This is a genomic window from Clostridioides sp. ZZV15-6388, assembly GCF_020657755.1.
Classification (GTDB): Bacteria; Bacillota; Clostridia; order Peptostreptococcales; family Peptostreptococcaceae; genus Clostridioides.
This window is the reverse complement of the sequence record NZ_JAGWCU010000001.1, coordinates 189,086-205,975: the sequence shown is the minus strand read 5'-3', so window position 1 is coordinate 205,975 and position 16,890 is coordinate 189,086. Positions and strand designations below refer to the sequence as shown.

15 protein-coding genes are annotated in these 16,890 nt (G+C 26.4%); 4 read left to right on the top strand and 11 right to left on the bottom strand.

Going from position 1 to position 16,890, the window contains the following annotated elements; genetic code table 11:
• Window positions 1–280: 280 nt before the first annotated feature.
• The 7 genes from KGF48_RS00920 to KGF48_RS00890 form a co-directional block, all read right to left on the bottom strand.
• The gene (locus KGF48_RS00920; RefSeq protein WP_227827304.1) at window positions 281–970 is read right to left on the bottom strand and encodes an LrgB family protein; all 690 of its coding nucleotides are present in this window, start codon (window positions 968–970) and stop codon (window positions 281–283) included.
• On the bottom strand, window positions 963–1,334 hold the full coding sequence (locus KGF48_RS00915) for a CidA/LrgA family protein (protein ID WP_227841475.1): 372 nt from the start codon (window positions 1,332–1,334) through the stop codon (window positions 963–965). Before KGF48_RS00915 ends, KGF48_RS00920 begins: the two co-directional genes overlap by 8 nt.
• 180 nt (window positions 1,335–1,514) lie before the next feature.
• Entirely contained in the window at window positions 1,515–2,864 is a 1,350-nt protein-coding gene (locus tag KGF48_RS00910) for a tetratricopeptide repeat protein (RefSeq protein WP_255287774.1), read from the bottom strand.
• Window positions 2,865–3,042: 178 nt separating this feature from the next.
• Window positions 3,043–3,639, bottom strand: a complete 597-nt coding sequence (locus KGF48_RS00905; protein ID WP_227841285.1) for a GAF domain-containing protein — start codon at window positions 3,637–3,639, stop codon at window positions 3,043–3,045.
• A gap of 64 nt (window positions 3,640–3,703) precedes the next feature.
• Window positions 3,704–5,173 carry a VanW family protein gene (locus KGF48_RS00900; protein WP_227827301.1) on the bottom strand — a complete coding sequence of 490 codons (1,470 nt, stop codon included), beginning with the start codon at window positions 5,171–5,173 and terminating at the stop codon, window positions 3,704–3,706.
• A gap of 123 nt (window positions 5,174–5,296) precedes the next feature.
• Complete coding sequence (locus KGF48_RS00895; protein WP_227841286.1) at window positions 5,297–6,688, bottom strand: UbiD family decarboxylase; 1,392 nt, start codon at window positions 6,686–6,688, stop codon at window positions 5,297–5,299.
• 164 nt (window positions 6,689–6,852) lie between these two features.
• Window positions 6,853–7,101, bottom strand: a complete 249-nt coding sequence (locus KGF48_RS00890) for a hypothetical protein (RefSeq protein ID WP_255612780.1) — start codon at window positions 7,099–7,101, stop codon at window positions 6,853–6,855.
• A 264-nt stretch (window positions 7,102–7,365) separates the two neighbouring features.
• Between KGF48_RS00890 and KGF48_RS00885 the strand changes: the two genes are divergently transcribed.
• On the top strand, window positions 7,366–9,489 hold the full coding sequence (locus KGF48_RS00885; RefSeq protein ID WP_227841287.1) for a peroxiredoxin: 2,124 nt from the start codon (window positions 7,366–7,368) through the stop codon (window positions 9,487–9,489).
• Window positions 9,490–9,670: 181 nt separating this feature from the next.
• Here the strand turns inward: KGF48_RS00885 and KGF48_RS00880 are convergent, their stop codons facing one another.
• Both KGF48_RS00880 and KGF48_RS00875 read right to left on the bottom strand, forming a co-directional pair.
• Window positions 9,671–10,270, bottom strand: a complete 600-nt coding sequence (locus tag KGF48_RS00880) for a ribonuclease H family protein (RefSeq protein ID WP_227841288.1) — start codon at window positions 10,268–10,270, stop codon at window positions 9,671–9,673.
• A gap of 17 nt (window positions 10,271–10,287) precedes the next feature.
• Window positions 10,288–13,407: a helicase C-terminal domain-containing protein gene (locus tag KGF48_RS00875; protein ID WP_227867660.1), complete on the bottom strand. Its 3,120-nt coding sequence runs from the start codon at window positions 13,405–13,407 to the stop codon at window positions 10,288–10,290.
• A gap of 223 nt (window positions 13,408–13,630) precedes the next feature.
• On the opposite strand from KGF48_RS00875, the gene pdaA reads away from it, so the two are divergent.
• A complete protein-coding gene (gene pdaA, locus KGF48_RS00870) occupies window positions 13,631–14,455 on the top strand; it encodes a delta-lactam-biosynthetic de-N-acetylase (RefSeq protein WP_227827295.1) in 825 nt (274 codons plus the stop codon).
• 95 nt (window positions 14,456–14,550) lie between these two features.
• Here pdaA and KGF48_RS00865 read toward each other — a convergent pair whose 3' ends face one another.
• A complete protein-coding gene (locus KGF48_RS00865; protein WP_227841447.1) occupies window positions 14,551–15,336 on the bottom strand; it encodes a GNAT family N-acetyltransferase in 786 nt (261 codons plus the stop codon).
• A gap of 195 nt (window positions 15,337–15,531) precedes the next feature.
• Window positions 15,532–15,666, bottom strand: a complete 135-nt coding sequence (locus KGF48_RS20215) for a hypothetical protein (RefSeq protein WP_255611360.1) — start codon at window positions 15,664–15,666, stop codon at window positions 15,532–15,534.
• 225 nt (window positions 15,667–15,891) lie between these two features.
• Between KGF48_RS20215 and KGF48_RS00860 the strand changes: the two genes are divergently transcribed.
• The gene (locus KGF48_RS00860) at window positions 15,892–16,257 is read left to right on the top strand and encodes a winged helix-turn-helix transcriptional regulator (RefSeq protein ID WP_227839562.1); all 366 of its coding nucleotides are present in this window, start codon (window positions 15,892–15,894) and stop codon (window positions 16,255–16,257) included.
• Between the two features lie 78 nt (window positions 16,258–16,335).
• Window positions 16,336–16,890, top strand: a complete 555-nt coding sequence (locus KGF48_RS00855; RefSeq protein ID WP_227839561.1) for a cysteine hydrolase family protein — start codon at window positions 16,336–16,338, stop codon at window positions 16,888–16,890.

Genomic DNA, 16,890 nt, shown 5'->3' with positions numbered 1-16,890 from the left:
ATTCTTCTAGCACAATATGATACTATATATTATGTAACTTGCAATATAGTAAATTTATAGTATTTTTTCTTAAATATTTATTTTTATAGTATTTTAGTAAACTTAACCATATAATTCTTTATTCATAATTAATTTTTAAATGAAATTTTTGTTTTTATAATTTCAGCACATGATTTTTTTATTTCATTATTTGCATTTTTTTAATTTAGTTTTTATTTTAAAATTTTTTTATTTTATTTTTGTTTTAAGAATTCAAGATACCTATTGTTATTTTATATTTTTATATAAAATTCATTATAATCGGGATTAATATTACTGTAATTGTACCAGAAACCCCAATAGAAACTCCACTCATCGCTCCTTCCACTTCTCCAAGTTCAAAAGCTTTAGTTGTTCCCAAAGCATGTGCCGATGTACCAAGTGCAATTCCTTTAGCAATTGGATGATTTATATTTCCAAGTTTAAATACGGTAGAAGCAACCATCCCCCCAAAGATACCTGTAAAAATTATAGCTACTACTGTTATTGACTCTACACCATTTAAAGAATTTGCTAAAGATATTCCCATTGGTGTTGTTATAGATTTTGGAATAAGTGAATTTATTATACTTACATCTGAATTAGCTATTTTACCAATTATTAATACAGATACAAAGGAAATTATTATACCACAACCTATTCCTATAACAATCTCAAGCATATGCTTTTTAAATAATTCAAACTGTTTATAAAGTGGAACTGCAAGCACTACTGTAACAGGTCCTAAAAAGAAATTTATGCTATCTGCTCCTATCTTGTAGTTTTCATAAGGAATTTTTGTTATGCTTAGAAATAATATGATTCCTACAATAGCAATTAACATAGGGTTGCATATAGGATTATTTGTTTTTCTCTGAATGTATCTCCCTAAATTAAAAAACACGATTGTTACTATTATGCCAAATACTGGCGTTTGTAATACATTATACATTCTTTTGCCCTTCTTCCTTCTTTTTTATCATTTTTTCCACTATAATTCCAGTGGTATACATTACCACTAGTGTACTTAGACATATAACTAGCAAAAGTACTAATACATTTTCTTTTATTAGGTCTAATGATTTTATAAGTGATACTCCTGCTGGTATAAAAAATACAGCCATATTATCAAGGAAAAATCCACTTATATTTTCTATACTACTTAAATCCAACACTTTAAATTGTAGCAATAGGAATAATAATAGCATGCCAACTATACTCCCAGGAATAAGTATAGCACCTTGTATAAATGAGCTTATATACTCTCCTATTACCCATATACATAAAATTATTACTAATTGATTGAAAACTTTCATTTTCCACCTCCAAAAACTAAAGAGATTGTTTCAAACCATATATTTGTAGTTTTATCAACAAGCAAATATCTTTCTTCAAACAGAAAGTTATGATTTAATACAATCTCTCTTTAAATTTATTTTTATTTTAATTTAATAAAATACATACTTGGTTGTTTCAAAAAACTTAATTATATAAATCTATTTTTTGCTTAAAATTTCTTTTATTTTTGAATTGTTATACATACTATCTGGAACTTCACTTCTTAAACTATAAAAAGTTTTTTTTGCATTTTCTAAATCTCCATTATCATAATAAAGCATGCCTAACTCATAGTATGAATCATCATAGTATTGGTCATTTTTAGTATAAGTATTTATATACTTCTTATAATACTTTATGGCTTCATCCTTATTTCCCAATGCTTTATTTGTTATTGCTAATTGATATATTGATTCAGAAATATATTTTTTAGTTTTCCCTGAGGAAACTATACTTTTGAAACTATCTATCGCTTTTTCATATTCTTTATTTTTCTTTAAATCCAAAGCCTCATAGTATAAATCTTCCTCATTAGCTACAGTTATTTCTTTTTCTGGTTCTTTATTTTTAGCTTCATCTAACTCTTTATTTGTTTTTTCTAATTCTTTATTTGTTTCACCCAGTTTTTTATCAGTTTCAGTTAACTTCTCATCTTTCTTACTTATTTGATTATTCAAGGTTTCTATTCTCTTTTTACTTTGAATAAAATATACCCCCATTGCAATTACAATACAAGCAAGTACAATATATGGTAAGCTATTTTTCTTCTTCTTTTTAACTCGTTTTTCTTCTTCTTTTTTACTTGTATCTTCTTGTTTTTCTTCTTCTTTTTCAAATACTGGATTATCTTTATCTATCTCTTTGAGTCTGTCCAAATATCCTTCTCTCTTTTTTACATTACCTAGCTTATCATACAATAAAGATAAGATTACATATGGTTCTATTAGTTGTGGTTCTTCCTCTACTATATTCTCCAAAATATGTATTGACTCATAATTCATTTCTTCATTTATAAACCTTATAGAATGATTGTATCTGCCTAAAAATGTTTTGAAATCTTCAGATGAAATTAAATTAACATATTTTCTTGATATATGATTATTTTCATAACATAGAGCAGTATAAAAACTCTCAAATGCTTTAGCAAAGTCGCATTTTAATAACTTTAGAAGCCCTCTAAGATTTAATATATCAATATCTTTAGGATTTATTTCTAAAGCTTTATTTACCATATTGATAGCACTAGTTATATAGTCTTTATATGCTAAATCCAATGCATTATTGTATCTCTTATATGATTCTAATTTTAACTCCTTTGATGTTGTGTCTGACTTTGACTTCAAAGCTCCTTGTAAATTTAAAAGAGTCTCTTCTTTATAATTGGTAGTCACATAACTTTGCTTTAATGCTTTTAGTGTCTCATCACCATCTTCTTCTTCTATGTTAAAAAAAGTCAAATCGCTTTTATTTTCTTCTATCAAAGATATATCTAAAATTTTTCTAGGCATGTTTTCTATATCTTGTTTTATATCTTTCACTAAAATAATACTCACCTCCACTTCAAAATATATATTTAAGATAACATATTTAATATGTCAAGTCAAAACTATACATTTTTTACCATTATTCTCATAATAAAAAAGGTAACCCCATTCTTTTTATGAAAAGGTTACCTTTTTTACAATATTACGAACTTTTAATGTTGAATTTTTTTACTTTCCTATAAAGTGTAGCTATGCCTATATTCAATGCTTCTGCTACTTTTTTCATTCCTTCTGTATTACTTCCATATTTTTTGATAGCATTTTCTATAGCTTCTCTTTCAAGGTCATCCATAGTCTTAACCTCTTGTTTGTATAGTTCATCCAATTTAAAAGATATTAAATCAGACATACTCCTTACAAAAGCAGTTAACTCCTTATCTTTTGAAAGTATCTTTTCTTTTTGCTCTTCATTGAATGCAGCTATACCCAAGATTCCAAGTATATGTTCTCCCATTTTAACAGGAGTACATATATCCGCTAACTCTTTACAGTTTTCTCTATTTGCACATTTATTGCAGTTCTCTTCTATTTCCTTATTTATAACATAGGATTTTCCATCTTTTAAAACAAGAGAATACACAGATTTCTCTGATATTGTTTCTCCTATTTTACCTCTGAATATTCCTGTTCCTGCTATCCTAGTTAAATCTTTTGTAACTAAAGTAACATCTACATCTAACACATTAGAAATATTCTCGCAAATACTTTGAACGTAATTAGTTATATTATTTAAATTCAAAGTAATCCCTCCTATTTAGATTTATATTTTTTAATACTCTACATAAATCCTATTCTTGAGAACTTTAAGCTTGTGGTTGTGGTTGTGTCTCACTAGGTTTATTATCAGTTGGTGGTGTTTCTGGTTTTGGTTTATTATCTGTATTTTGGTTATTTGTATTTTGATTATCTTTATTTTCATCTGTCTTTGGCTTTTCTTCTGGTTTTGGTTCCATAGTTCCAACTAATATAATACCTTCCTTCTTAGGATAATATGAATTAGCTATTTTTTCAGTTTTAATTTTCTTGCCATTTGCATCATTAAATGTTCTATATGTTGATACAGAGTATGCATTTCTTCCACTCTTATCTACTTTTTCTTTTCCTTTAGGCATTGAAGAATCATTGACTCTCTTCATTGTAGTTTGTGAGACACCATCTAATTTTGTTGATATTGTTATATTCTGTTTATCCTCTGCACTTCCATATATATTGCAAACAAGTTGATTTCCTGAAACGTAATTTTTTATGTAAATTGGATGCTTAAGATTGTTTTTAAATAGGAAATCTATTCCACTGTCTGCAACAGTAGCATCTCTTCCTTTTGGAACATAACTTGATGGTATCGTATGATTTTTTACATTAGTAATTTCTAAGCCTGCATATAAAACAGAATTATATAGTGTCGATGAAACTTGGCAAACTCCTCCACCATAATCATCTTCCATTTCTCCCTCTACTATAACAGGAGCACTTTTATATCCATTTGCTTTGCTTCTTTTTCCTGTATGTTCATTAAACGAAAAAGTTTCTCCTGGCATAAGTAAAATATTACTTATACTATCTGTTGCTAATTTTATATTTATACTTCTATTTACCTGAGAAGTTTTAAATGTTGTTGCATATTTACCTAAATTTGTGTCTATATTAGCAAGTTGCTCTTTTTTTATTTTTGCTGAAGTAGCTTTTACTACTAACTTATTTGTATACTTTCCTTTTTTAACCTGACTATCAAAACTATTCATACTCTTAGAAATATCCATTTTAAGTCCATCAGAATCTGGTACAACTTTTACCTTTTCACTACTTATATCAATCGTTGCATCTTTTACCTCTACATCTATTTCTTTAGCTATCTTTTCCATTTCTGCTTTTAATTTATTTTTATCATAATTTGTTACTACTACTAAATCACTCTTTTTACCAAAATTTGCTGAAATAGTTTTTGATAAGTTGCTAAAGAAACCATTCTTTCTATTTAAATTATATGCATTTTCTACAGTTTTATCCAAATCAGCAGATAAATTTAAGTCTTGACTTTTAACTTTCCAATTTCTATTGTTGTAGTTAAATTCAACATTATCTAAATTGTATTTTTTAGCTAATTCCTGCTTAGCCTGCGATTTAGTTAATCCTCCAACACTTATGCCATTAACATATGTGTTTTTTGCTATTTTCTCCCCTTTGAACTGCATGCACATTATACCTACAAATATTACTAATAATAATGCTACAGCTCCAATAGCTATAACTAGCTTTTTGTTCACATTAATCATCCCTTACTTCTCCTTACAATAAAATTATTTATATACACCTACTATTATATTACTACATAATATGCCTTAAAAAACCAAAAACTTTTTAATTATATAATAATTTAACATTATTGATATAAATAACTAATATTCACTTAATCCTTTTTCTGATATGGAATATATTTTTTCATTGTATATGTTGATAGCATAAACTTCTTTTCCTCTAAATAATCCTTTGTTTACTACAGCATAATAATAAATATTTTTTTGTTTTCCAAATAATTCTTCTAAACTTTTTTTACTTTTCACATATTTATCAGCTTTTTCTATATCCAATATATCAACCTTTTTATATTTATTTTCTTTCTCATCAAGGGTATTAGTCAACACAAATTTAGCTTTATCTTTAGTAATACCAAATTGATAACTTCCATCTTCTAATATTCTAAAATATCCTTCTCCATAATCTACCTTATAATCTTTTTTACCATCTTTATATGAATATAAATCTTTAGTTTTTGCACTTATTAAAACTTCATTTATTAATTTATCGTACTCATATACCTCAGCATAATAGTATTTATCGTTTTTTACCATTTGTGTAAGTGAGTTTATAGATAGATTTGCCTTTTCTTTCCCACTTTTTTTAGAGATTATATTTATAATGTCATCAGATGTTAAAGTATACAATGATAAATTCTTTTTATACTTCTTCTCTAAACTTTGTACCTTTTCATCGTCTGAATAGTCTTCTTTTAGATAGTCTATATACTGTAATGCCTTCTCATAATCACCAGAAGTGTTTGCTTCTTCTGCTTTACTTATATAGTAATCATACATTTCTTCAACACATTGTTTTTTAGCGTTTTGAGCTAGATTGTAATATTTTTCGTCTTCTTTTAATACTTTATTATATTTTTCAATAGCATCATAATACTTATATACTTTTTGGTCTTTTATTGCAGAGTCATAAACATCTCTAGATTCTTTAATTGTTTCTACATTTTGCTTGTATACATCTAGGTTCCCACCTATACCATTTAAAATTGAAATAGTATTTATGTAAGCAATTGCCACATTGTAAGTAATATTTTCTTCTTTATACATTTCTCCAACTCTATCAGCTTGAGTTATTAAATCATCTACATTTATATTTATTTTATCTAATGATTTTACTGTATTTATTAGTCCAATAAAACTTTCTTGACTTATATCTCCATCTAAATATTTGTCACCACTATTTAATAATAATTTATTTATTTTTTTAGAAACGGATTTATTAAACCTTTCCATTTTTGAATCAGAAAATTTTTTATCTACACTTGCATAGTAATCCACAGCAATAGAGTATTGTCTTTTCTCTACAATTTTTAACAACTCATTTGCTTCATTTCCTACACTAAATTCATTACTACTTAAGAAAAATACTATGATTAAAACAAGTATGCCTAATGCTGATAATGAAACTGCTACTATAGATTTTCTTTTTTCATCAATAAAATCTACAGTTTTTTCAAATAAATCTCTAAAATTCATTATAGTTCCCTCTCTATTTAGCAATATTTATATTTATGATAAACTAAATTTCTTATTGGTTATTATATCATAATTCCTGAAAAAAAATAAAAACACAAGTTAAATCGTGTTTTTATTTTACCTACCAATCATTATTTTATACATAAATATTTCCTTTACATAAATTATGATATCTTTCTTTTTATATCCCTAGAATGACTTTTTTGTTTTTTATTAGCACTGACATTTTTCATTCTTGTTGTATGTATAGTTTTGTTAGCAAATATTTTTCTAGCATTGCATAAAACAACTCCTGTAGTCAAGCATACTGTAAGCACACTCGCCATTAAAAAGTAATAATCCAATCCTACATGTACTCCCATAACTGAATTTATTAATACTAATGCAAAAGTCATTGCAAAACATATCATCATGGAGATAACTAAAATTCTTAGAATTTTTTTCAATTCAATCACCTCGTATAATCACTAATATTGACACTACCCCTTATCCATTACTATACCAAATTAGTAAAAAAATAGCAATTATTATTGTCATTTATATTACGAAAATATTAAATATTTTTAATAAATATCTTTTTTTGACATTAGTATTCCTTCATTTTAATAAAATAGTAACACTAATCTGTGCTAATTAATAGAATGAAATAAATGATAATTTATTGAGGGGTGATTTACATGCCAAATTTGCCAAGTTTAGGATCCAAGGCTCCTGATTTTAAAGCCAATACAACAGATGGCCCTATTAGACTGTCTGATTACAAAGGTAATTGGGTTGTTTTATTTTCACATCCTGGTGATTTTACACCAGTTTGTACTACTGAATTTTTATGCTTTGCTAAATATTATGATGAATTTAAGAAAAGAAATACAGAATTAATCGGCCTAAGTGTTGATAGCAATAGCTCTCATTTAGCTTGGATGTACAATATGTTTTTACTTACAGGTGTAGAAATCCCATTCCCTATCATAGAAGATAGAGATATGAGAATTGCCAAATTATATGGCATGATATCAAAACCAATGAGTGATACATCTACTATCCGTTCTGTCTTTATTATAGATAATAATCAAATATTAAGAACTATTCTTTATTATCCATTGACTACAGGCAGAAATATACCAGAAATACTTAGAATAGTAGATGCTCTTCAAACTAGTGATAGAGATAATGTAGTTACTCCTGCAAACTGGTTCCCTGGAATGCCTGTTATTTTGCCATATCCTAAAAACTATAAAGAGTTAAAAAATAGAGTAAATAGTTGTAATAAAAAGTATTCATGTATGGATTGGTATCTATGCTTTGTGCCAGATAATTACACAGATGAAGAATATACTAAAAATATTGATGATACTTACAATTGTAAAAAAGAACATACTAAAAATATTGAAAATGATTACGAACAAGAAAATGTTAAGTGTATAAACAAATCTCATGACCACAAACAAGAATACAGTAAGGATGTTAAAGATAGTTGTGATTGCGGACAAAAACATACTAAAAATACTAACAAAATTCATAACTCCAAACAGGATAAACTTAAAGATAAATCCTGCGATGAAATAAAATACAAATATGATAAATGTAGTAAAGAGGATAATAGCTATGATAAATGCGATAAAGAAGATAGTAGCTATGAAGATTTCTATAAACAAAATTACAAAAATTATGATTATACAAGTGAAAAAAATTTTAAAAAAATAGCTATGAAAACATTAAAAGACTCAAAAAAGTTAGTTAGACCACAAATAAATGACCCATATAATCCAATAGTTGAAAATATAAATTGTCCAGATATAAATCCGATTGTAATGGAATATGTTCTTGGTAATCCAACTAATGTAGATGCCCAGCTATTAGATGCAGTTATTTTCGCATTTGCTGAAATAGACCAATATGGTAATTTATTTATTCCTTATCCTAGATTTTTAAACCAATTACTTGCACTTAAAGCTGAAAAACCTAGCTTACAAGTAATTGTAGCTATTGGTGGTTGGGGAGCTGAGGGATTTTCCGATGCAGCTTTGACTCCTACATCTAGATATAACTTTGCAAGACAAGTCAATCAAATGATAAATGAATATGCTTTAGATGGAGTGGATATAGACTGGGAATATCCTGGAAGTAGTGCAGCTGGTATAAAATCAAGACCTCAAGATAGAGAGAATTTCACACTTTTACTAACAGCTATAAGAGATGTTATAGGAGATGAGAAATGGCTTAGTGTAGCTGGAACAGGAGATATGGGATATATAAACTCAAGTGCTGAAATAGATAAAATAGCTCCAATAATAGATTATTTTAATCTTATGAGTTATGATTTCACAGCAGGTGAAACAGGTCCAAATGGTAGAAAACATCAAGCAAACCTTTTTGATTCAGACTTATCCTTACCAGGATATAGTGTTGATGCAATGGTCAGAAACCTTGAAAATGCTGGAATGCCTTCTGAAAAAATACTTCTTGGTCTACCATTTTATGGAAGATTAGGTGCTACTATAACAAGAACTTACGATGAACTTAGAAGAGACTATATAAATAAAAATGGATATGAATATAGATTTGATAGGGTTGCTCAGGTTCCATATTTAGTTAAAGATGGAGAATTTGCAATGTCATATGATGATTCATTATCCATATTCCTAAAAACTCAATATGTGCTTAGAAACTGTTTAGGTGGTGTATTCTCTTGGACATCAACTTATGACCAGGCAAATATATTAGCTAGAACTATGTCTATTGGTATAAATGACCCTGAATTGTTAAAAGAAGAACTTGAAGGTCTTTATGGTCAATTCTAATTAGACATAATATAAAATTTTATAATTTTACCATATAAAAAAGCAGATTGCATTATATTAAATGAGCTTTACTTAATTGATAATATCAATTATTTTGAAATCAGAAACTTATCTTATTATAATACAATCCTGCTTTTTTGGTTATAAGTCAATAATTTTTTAACGGTATGCTAATTTCTAATTATATACCAATAGCTTTTTTAGCTAACTTATCAGCTTCTTCATTGTATTTATTTCCAGAATGAGCTTTAACTTTCATAAATTTGACATTTAACTTAGTTTTGATACTATCATAAAAGTTTTTATATGCTATAGTTCCTTCTTTGTTTGTTTTCCAAACTCCAGTACACCACTTTTCAATACCTTCATAGTCAAAATATAAAATCAGGTTTTGAATATTATTATCAATACAGTACTGCATTGCAATTTTAGAAGCTTCTATCTCACCAGCCACATTTCTCATACCTACTAGAGTTTGCTCCTTTCCCTTTTTACTATAAGTTTTTATGACTTCATTACTCTTTAGAATTACAACACCTGAACCATACATCTTTATTGAATGCTCATAACTACCATCAACATATGCCTCTATAAATTCTTCATCTTCTTTAAATATTGGCTTTGTTGCTCCATAAACATATTCTTTTGCTTCCTGTAATGTAGCAAAACTCTTGTATTCAGCTCCTGAAAATCCATTTACTTGTTTTTTACACTCATCCCATGTATCATATATTCCAATTTTTTTGCCCTTTTTCACAGCATAAAACTTTTGTTTTGCCAAATATATCACTCCCACCATTAGTTTTTATGTTTTTCTCTCATAAATACATCTAGATTTATCAAATAATTTTTATCGAAATATTTTACTTTCATATCTTTATTTTCAATATCTATATGATATACCTCTCCTTTTACAGCTCTTTGCCTTATATTTTCATTGATATCTTTTTTTATAGCATTTTTATCAACGTCATCATTATCTATTTTAGTATTGACCTGTAATGCTTTTATAGTATCAAATATAACAGATTTTAGTATTAGGCTTCTAGATTTATTTAAGTGTTGTTTTGCATAAGTATAGAAGTCATTACTATTCATTTTTAAAATTTTACAACCATGCAAATCTTGCTCTAGCCTTTTTAATGTGCTTATATTAGTGCCAATATCAAAAATCACAAAGCATCCATAATCATATTTACTTCTTAAAAGTCTTCCCATAGCTTGCTTTACTTTTATAGTCATCTGCGGATAATTTATACTATAATAATCTATATTATACTTCTTCATTATAGTATAATACAAAGGGTCTTTAGGGTTTAAATTAGGAAGTTTGTCCAAAGTTACACATACCAAACCATCGCCTGGAATATCAACTCCTTCAAAACAGCCTTTTGAACCAAGTACTACACACTTTCTATTTAAATCATTAAGATGTCTAACGCCTTTTTTATTAGCATAAATTTCTAAATTTAAACCATGCAAATATTTTTTTAATATCTCATAAGTTTTTTCTTGTCTATTTTTACTATTAAACAGAGCTAATGTATGCCCTTCTGTAATTCGTGATATATTCGATATAATTTTACTTATCTCATTTGGAAATTCAGTATTCTTATACTCACAAATATCAGAAAATGCGACTACAGAAACCATATTCTTATAATCAAAAATTGGTTCTATAATTTTTTCTATATTCTTAACCCTATCTATTCCCAATGTATTTTTAAAATAAGACATATTTTCAGATAAACTTAAGGTTGCTGATAAAAATATTCCTTTCTCTAACTGAGATAAAATATTTTCTTCAAACAAATCTGCTATTTTTAATGGAACTACTCTAAATTCAAAATCATTATAATTCTTTTCAATTTCAACTATTCTTGCATAGTCATCATTCTCATCATATTCCAAGAAAATTTCAAAAACAATTTTTATATCCTCTAAATCTCTTGTCTTTGCTTTTCCAAACTTATATATATCTGCTTCTTTATCTATACTATCATCATCAATATTCCTATAAATTACAATTATTATTGAAACTAAATTTTTTATTATTTTTTCACAACTTAGTTTTATCTTTTCACTATATAATCTATAGCTAACTTCAGTATCTATATCATCTTTTTTTATTTTTCCTGCAATTTCATCTATTTGTAAATTTAATTCCCATCTTAGGTTATAATTGCTTACATTATTATATTCACTACAGTTACCAAATGATAATATTGAATCTATTTCTTCAATAATAAGATTTATACTCCTAGCAATTTTTTGTTTATCTTTTCTTTCAATTTTTAATATATGATAGAATTTATCAAAAGCCTTTATTTTCTTCATGTTTCTATTAGTTTTTTTATACATAAAACTGCTATCTTGTATAAATTCATAAGGATAAATTTCTTGTAATAAGTATCTTAAAGACTTTGAATTTATGATACTTGAAAAAAAATCATATCCTTTTTCAGTTAAATTATGTGCCTCATCTACTATTATATTTTCTAAAGGCTTTTCATCTTTATATGGCCATTTAGCTAATAAGGAGTGGTTTATTACTGTTATATGTTCATCTTTTAACTCTTCTGTCCTATTTTTATATAGACAATCTTTTTTACATTTTTTAGGTTTACACATGTTTGGGTCACAACTTATATTTCTTAAGTGAGTATTTATTTCCTTGAAGTTATCCAATACCCAATAGTTTATTTCTTCTATATCTCCATATTTGCCACCTTCAACTAATCTTTCTAAAAATATTAAAGATAATATTTCTTCTTTAGTAGGTTCTTGAGACTCATAATCTACTATATATGCTTCTAATCTGTCTATACATATATAGTTGTTTTTTCCCTTTATATATCCATAACTTACTTTACCATTTAACCCTAAAGAATTTAACACATTTGGAATATCTTTATTTATCAATTGTATCTGCAATTCTTTTGTATCAGTAGAAATTAGTAATCTTTTTTTATTAATTCTGGCTTCTAATATAGCTGGCAATAAGTATCCAACACTTTTTCCTATCCCTGTTGGTGCCTCTATGCACGCAATTTTTTCGTCATCTTCATTATTTCTAAACAATTCTCGTATTGCCTTAGTAAGCTCATACTGACCTGGTCTATATTCATATGTAAATCCTTCTTTACTTTCCCAGATATGCTTATATTTTAATAATTCTTCATATTTCTTTTCTTGCTCACGTAAAATTTTTAAAGTTTCTTTTTCCTTTACATTTTCTCCTTTTGGATTAAACTCTTCATGTTCTTTTATAATACTTACATCATGAAATAAATCATATTTTGCTTCTTCTAAGAATTTACTCCATTCCCATTTTCCAAGATTAAACTTATTTAGATAGGAATTTATTTTAAAACTTAATGGCTCTAGACTAGTTTTCTCATGATTATTAAATCTTATTAAAAGAGAATTTACAATATTTATAGTATCAATAGCATCTGATAAAGCTCTATTCTTGGTCTCAGATTTATCGCTAGTTAAAGTACTTTTTAAATACCCCAAACTATAATCCTTATGATATGGCTCTAAAATAACTGCTAACTCAATTGAATCAATCAATTTATTTTTTAGCTTTGGCATATAGTACTCAAAAAACTTTCTTTTAAAACTTAAATCATGACATATAATCAGACTATCTCCTACAAAATTTCTTAACTCCTCTTCTACCCTTTCTAGATTAAAAGCGTCTTCTAAATCAATTTTCTTAAGATTATCACATAGAGAGAATACTTCTATAGGCACTTCAGCTTTATTTTTTATTAACGATTGATATGTCTCAGCTTTCCAATCTTTAATTTTAACAGCTCCAACTTCTAAAATTTCTGAATTTAAATAGTCTATTCCACTAACTTCTATATCTAAAAAAACAACATCATTCAATATACTTATTATATTATCCATTTTTATATCCCTTCAAGTTAAACCAATTTAACTTCTACACAATAATTGCTCCTTATATTTTATCATTTATATGTATTTTGTTTAAGATAATTAATATTATTTTATATATCTTAAAAGAAACTTCTTTAATTTATTATTTGTATATATGAATATTTTTAACTATAAATATTCAAACTATATTGTAAGAAAGATTTACTTGAAATTTTAAATAAGAGGTGACATTGTGAAAAAAGATAGCCTAAAAAAATACATTATGATAGGGGCATTTGCTCTAATACTTTTTGGAATTGCTAGTATGAACTTTAAATCGCTAGATAAAACAAAAACTCAAATTTCTAGTCCAACACTTGATACACATGAATACGATTGGTATTTTAACCCTCGAGAGGATGGTAAACAACCCTCCCCTATAAAAGAAGCCAATTTTTTTAAGAAATATGACTCATATTATGTAGGAAACCCTAATGAAAAAGTTATATACTTATCATTTGATGCTGGATATGAAAGTGGGAACACTCCAAAGTTACTAGATACACTAAAAAAACACAATGCAAAGGCACAGTTTTTCGTAGTTGAAAGTTATATAAAAAGTAATCCAGATTTAATAAAACGTATGGAAAAAGAAGGTCATTTGGTTTGTAATCATTCAAAAAGTCATCCATCAATGGCTGGAATTACAGATTTTGAAAAATTCAAAGAAGAAATTGTAAGTGTAGAAAAAGCATATAAAGATGTTACTGGAAAAGAAATGCCTAAATATTTTAGACCACCAATGGGTAAATTTAGTGAACAATCTCTAAAATACACACAAGACTTGGGTTATAAATCTATATTTTGGAGTTTTGCTTATGTAGATTGGTATGAAAAGAAACAACCTACTCATGAGTTTGCTAAAAACAAAATTTACTCTAGAACACATCCTGGTGCAATAGTTCTATTACATCCAAATTCTTCAACTAATACTGAGATATTGGATGAAGTACTTACACATTGGGAAAAAGAAGGTTACAAACTTAAAACACTTGACTATTTAAGCAGTAAAAAATAACATTTTAATTAAAATAAAACTCCCTCATGAATTATAGTAAAAATAAATCTATTTATAAATACTTTAATTCTTGATGGAGTTTTGTGTTTTTAGAATTATTTAAAAAGTATTGTCCATTCATTTGTCTCTTCATATCCTATATTATGATATATTTTTCCTGCTATTTCATTATTATAAAAAAGACATGGTATTTTCCCTTCTGACAATAGTTCTTTACTTAAATTGTACACCATATAACTAGCAAGCCCTTTTTTTCTATGCTCTTTGTCTGTACTTACAGAAACTATCATTGCCAAAAAACTAGTTTCCATACCAGTTGATACAGTACTAATCATAGTATTATTATCTTTTATGAAATATCCTCTTACATTACCTTCTTTTAAGTATTCTTTTCTTGCTTCTATGTATTTTGGACTTACCTTATATCCTGATTCATTTAAAAGTTTTCCTATTTCATCAATGTCTTTTTCATACGCCTTTTCTATCCTATATTCATTTATAGTAGAAAAATCCAACTCTTTTATTTTCTTTAATATACAAAATTTATTATCCAATTTTTCATAAAAATCTTTGTATATACTCACTAGTCTATCTATTACACACTTTTTTCCACTTATACTTTCTATATCTAATCCTTTTATATGGCTTTCCATTTCTTCTACATCAAAATTATTTTCTAAACTATAGATTATAAGTGTTGATTTATTTTTTAATATTATAGAAGTTATACTTCCTTTTTTTGTCTGAGACCACACTTCTTGAGAATCAGAACTAAATCCATAGTTTTCAACATATCCAATTATAAATAAGTTTAAACTTTCTTCATGTGATACATATTGCCAAAATTTTTTTTCTAAAGTATTATCTATTTTTACAATCAAGTGTACATCCTCCTTTTGTGTTAATAATGATATACCTTATAATTTATAGTATCATTTAAAGTTATTAACTTCTACTAAATATTCTAAATTTTTTAAAATAATTTAAATTTGTAAATTTATAATTTTTTCAGAAAAATCAATTATTGATTATATGATATTTTCTACTTTACAAAATTGAACTATATTTTTAAATTTCTATGCAATATGTTGGTATTTCTGTTTATATTCTTTTAATGCCTCATCCCAAGCTTCCTCTACTGAGATACCTTTTTTAGTTGCAATCCTTTGTGCTAATTCTATTATTCTCATAGCTTTTCTTGATATATTCATATATTTTCCTCCTCTAAATTATCATAAATTATTTTAAAATTATTTAATTTATATCAAATATATTACTTACTTATATATTACTAACTATTTATGTACTAAGTGTGAACTATATTAGAAGAAATTTAGAACTTAATAAAACACAAATTTTATATATACTTCATATAGATTTGTCATATTATAAAAGCAGTGATATAATTTATTATCATTTTATGGAGGTGATATATTATGAAAATAAGAGATGAATATACATGCCCTCTTGAAATTGTACATGATATCATTAAAGGAAAATGGAAGACTATAATTGTATTTAAATTGAGACAATGTAATAAAACATTCTCTGACTTAGAGCATAGTATAGATGGAATAAGTCAAAAAATGTTAATCCAACAGTTAAAAGAACTTCGAGAATTTGGTATTGTTGATAAAATCAGTTCAACTGGATATCCATTACATACTGAATATTTTCTTACTAATCGTGGCAAAAAAATGTTACAAGCTGTAGAGATAATGCAAGAAATAGGTATAGAATATATGCTTGAACATGGACAACAAGAATTTTTAGACAATAAAGGAATCTATTATAATAAATAGTTCTATACATACCAAAAAGTAAGTAATTTACATTTCATTTAACAGTATTATAATAAAAATATAAAAGGAGGTATAAATATGTCTATAGCTTTAATTTTAATTGATATTCAAAATGATTATTTTAAAAATGGGAAATGTGAATTATTTAATACAGAAAAAACTGCTGAAAATGCTAAAAAAATACTGACACTCTTTAGAAAAAATAACTTACCAATTATTCATGTACAGCATATATCAATGAGTTCAACTACATCATTCTTTCTACCTGACACTTATGGTTCAAAGATAAATAAAATTGTTTTTCCACTTAAGAATGAAGAAATTATCATTAAACATACACCAGATAGTTTTTTTAAAACGTGTTTACAAAGTTGTCTTGAAGAAAAAAACATAGATAAATTAGTGATTTGTGGAATGATGAGTCATATGTGTATTGATACAAGTGTAAGGACAGCAAAGAAACTTGGATACGATATTACTCTTATAAGCGATGCTTGCACAACAAAAAATTTATTTTGGGATGACAAAGAGATTTCTGCTGAAACTGTACATCAAGTATTTATGGCATCTTTACAACATAGTTTTGCAGATATAAAAAATACAGACATTTTTTTGTCTAATTATTGTAAATAA

What these genes read in the sequence shown, in the direction of transcription:
- KGF48_RS00920 (WP_227827304.1), bottom strand. Translation starts at nt 970, where the DNA reads ATGTATAATGTATTACAAACGCCAGTATTTGGCATAATAGTAACAATC.
- KGF48_RS00915 (WP_227841475.1), bottom strand. Translation starts at nt 1,334, where the DNA reads ATGAAAGTTTTCAATCAATTAGTAATAATTTTATGTATATGGGTAATA.
- KGF48_RS00910 (WP_255287774.1), bottom strand. Translation starts at nt 2,864, where the DNA reads ATGCCTAGAAAAATTTTAGATATATCTTTGATAGAAGAAAATAAAAGC.
- KGF48_RS00900 (WP_227827301.1), bottom strand. Translation starts at nt 5,173, where the DNA reads ATGATTAATGTGAACAAAAAGCTAGTTATAGCTATTGGAGCTGTAGCA.
- KGF48_RS00895 (WP_227841286.1), bottom strand. Translation starts at nt 6,688, where the DNA reads ATGAATTTTAGAGATTTATTTGAAAAAACTGTAGATTTTATTGATGAA.
- KGF48_RS00890 (WP_255612780.1), bottom strand. Translation starts at nt 7,101, where the DNA reads ATGATGATATGTTTTGCAATGACTTTTGCATTAGTATTAATAAATTCA.
- KGF48_RS00885 (WP_227841287.1), top strand. Translation starts at nt 7,366, where the DNA reads ATGCCAAATTTGCCAAGTTTAGGATCCAAGGCTCCTGATTTTAAAGCC.
- KGF48_RS00875 (WP_227867660.1), bottom strand. Translation starts at nt 13,407, where the DNA reads ATGGATAATATAATAAGTATATTGAATGATGTTGTTTTTTTAGATATA.
- KGF48_RS20215 (WP_255611360.1), bottom strand. Translation starts at nt 15,666, where the DNA reads ATGAATATATCAAGAAAAGCTATGAGAATAATAGAATTAGCACAAAGG.
- KGF48_RS00860 (WP_227839562.1), top strand. Translation starts at nt 15,892, where the DNA reads ATGAAAATAAGAGATGAATATACATGCCCTCTTGAAATTGTACATGAT.
- KGF48_RS00855 (WP_227839561.1), top strand. Translation starts at nt 16,336, where the DNA reads ATGTCTATAGCTTTAATTTTAATTGATATTCAAAATGATTATTTTAAA.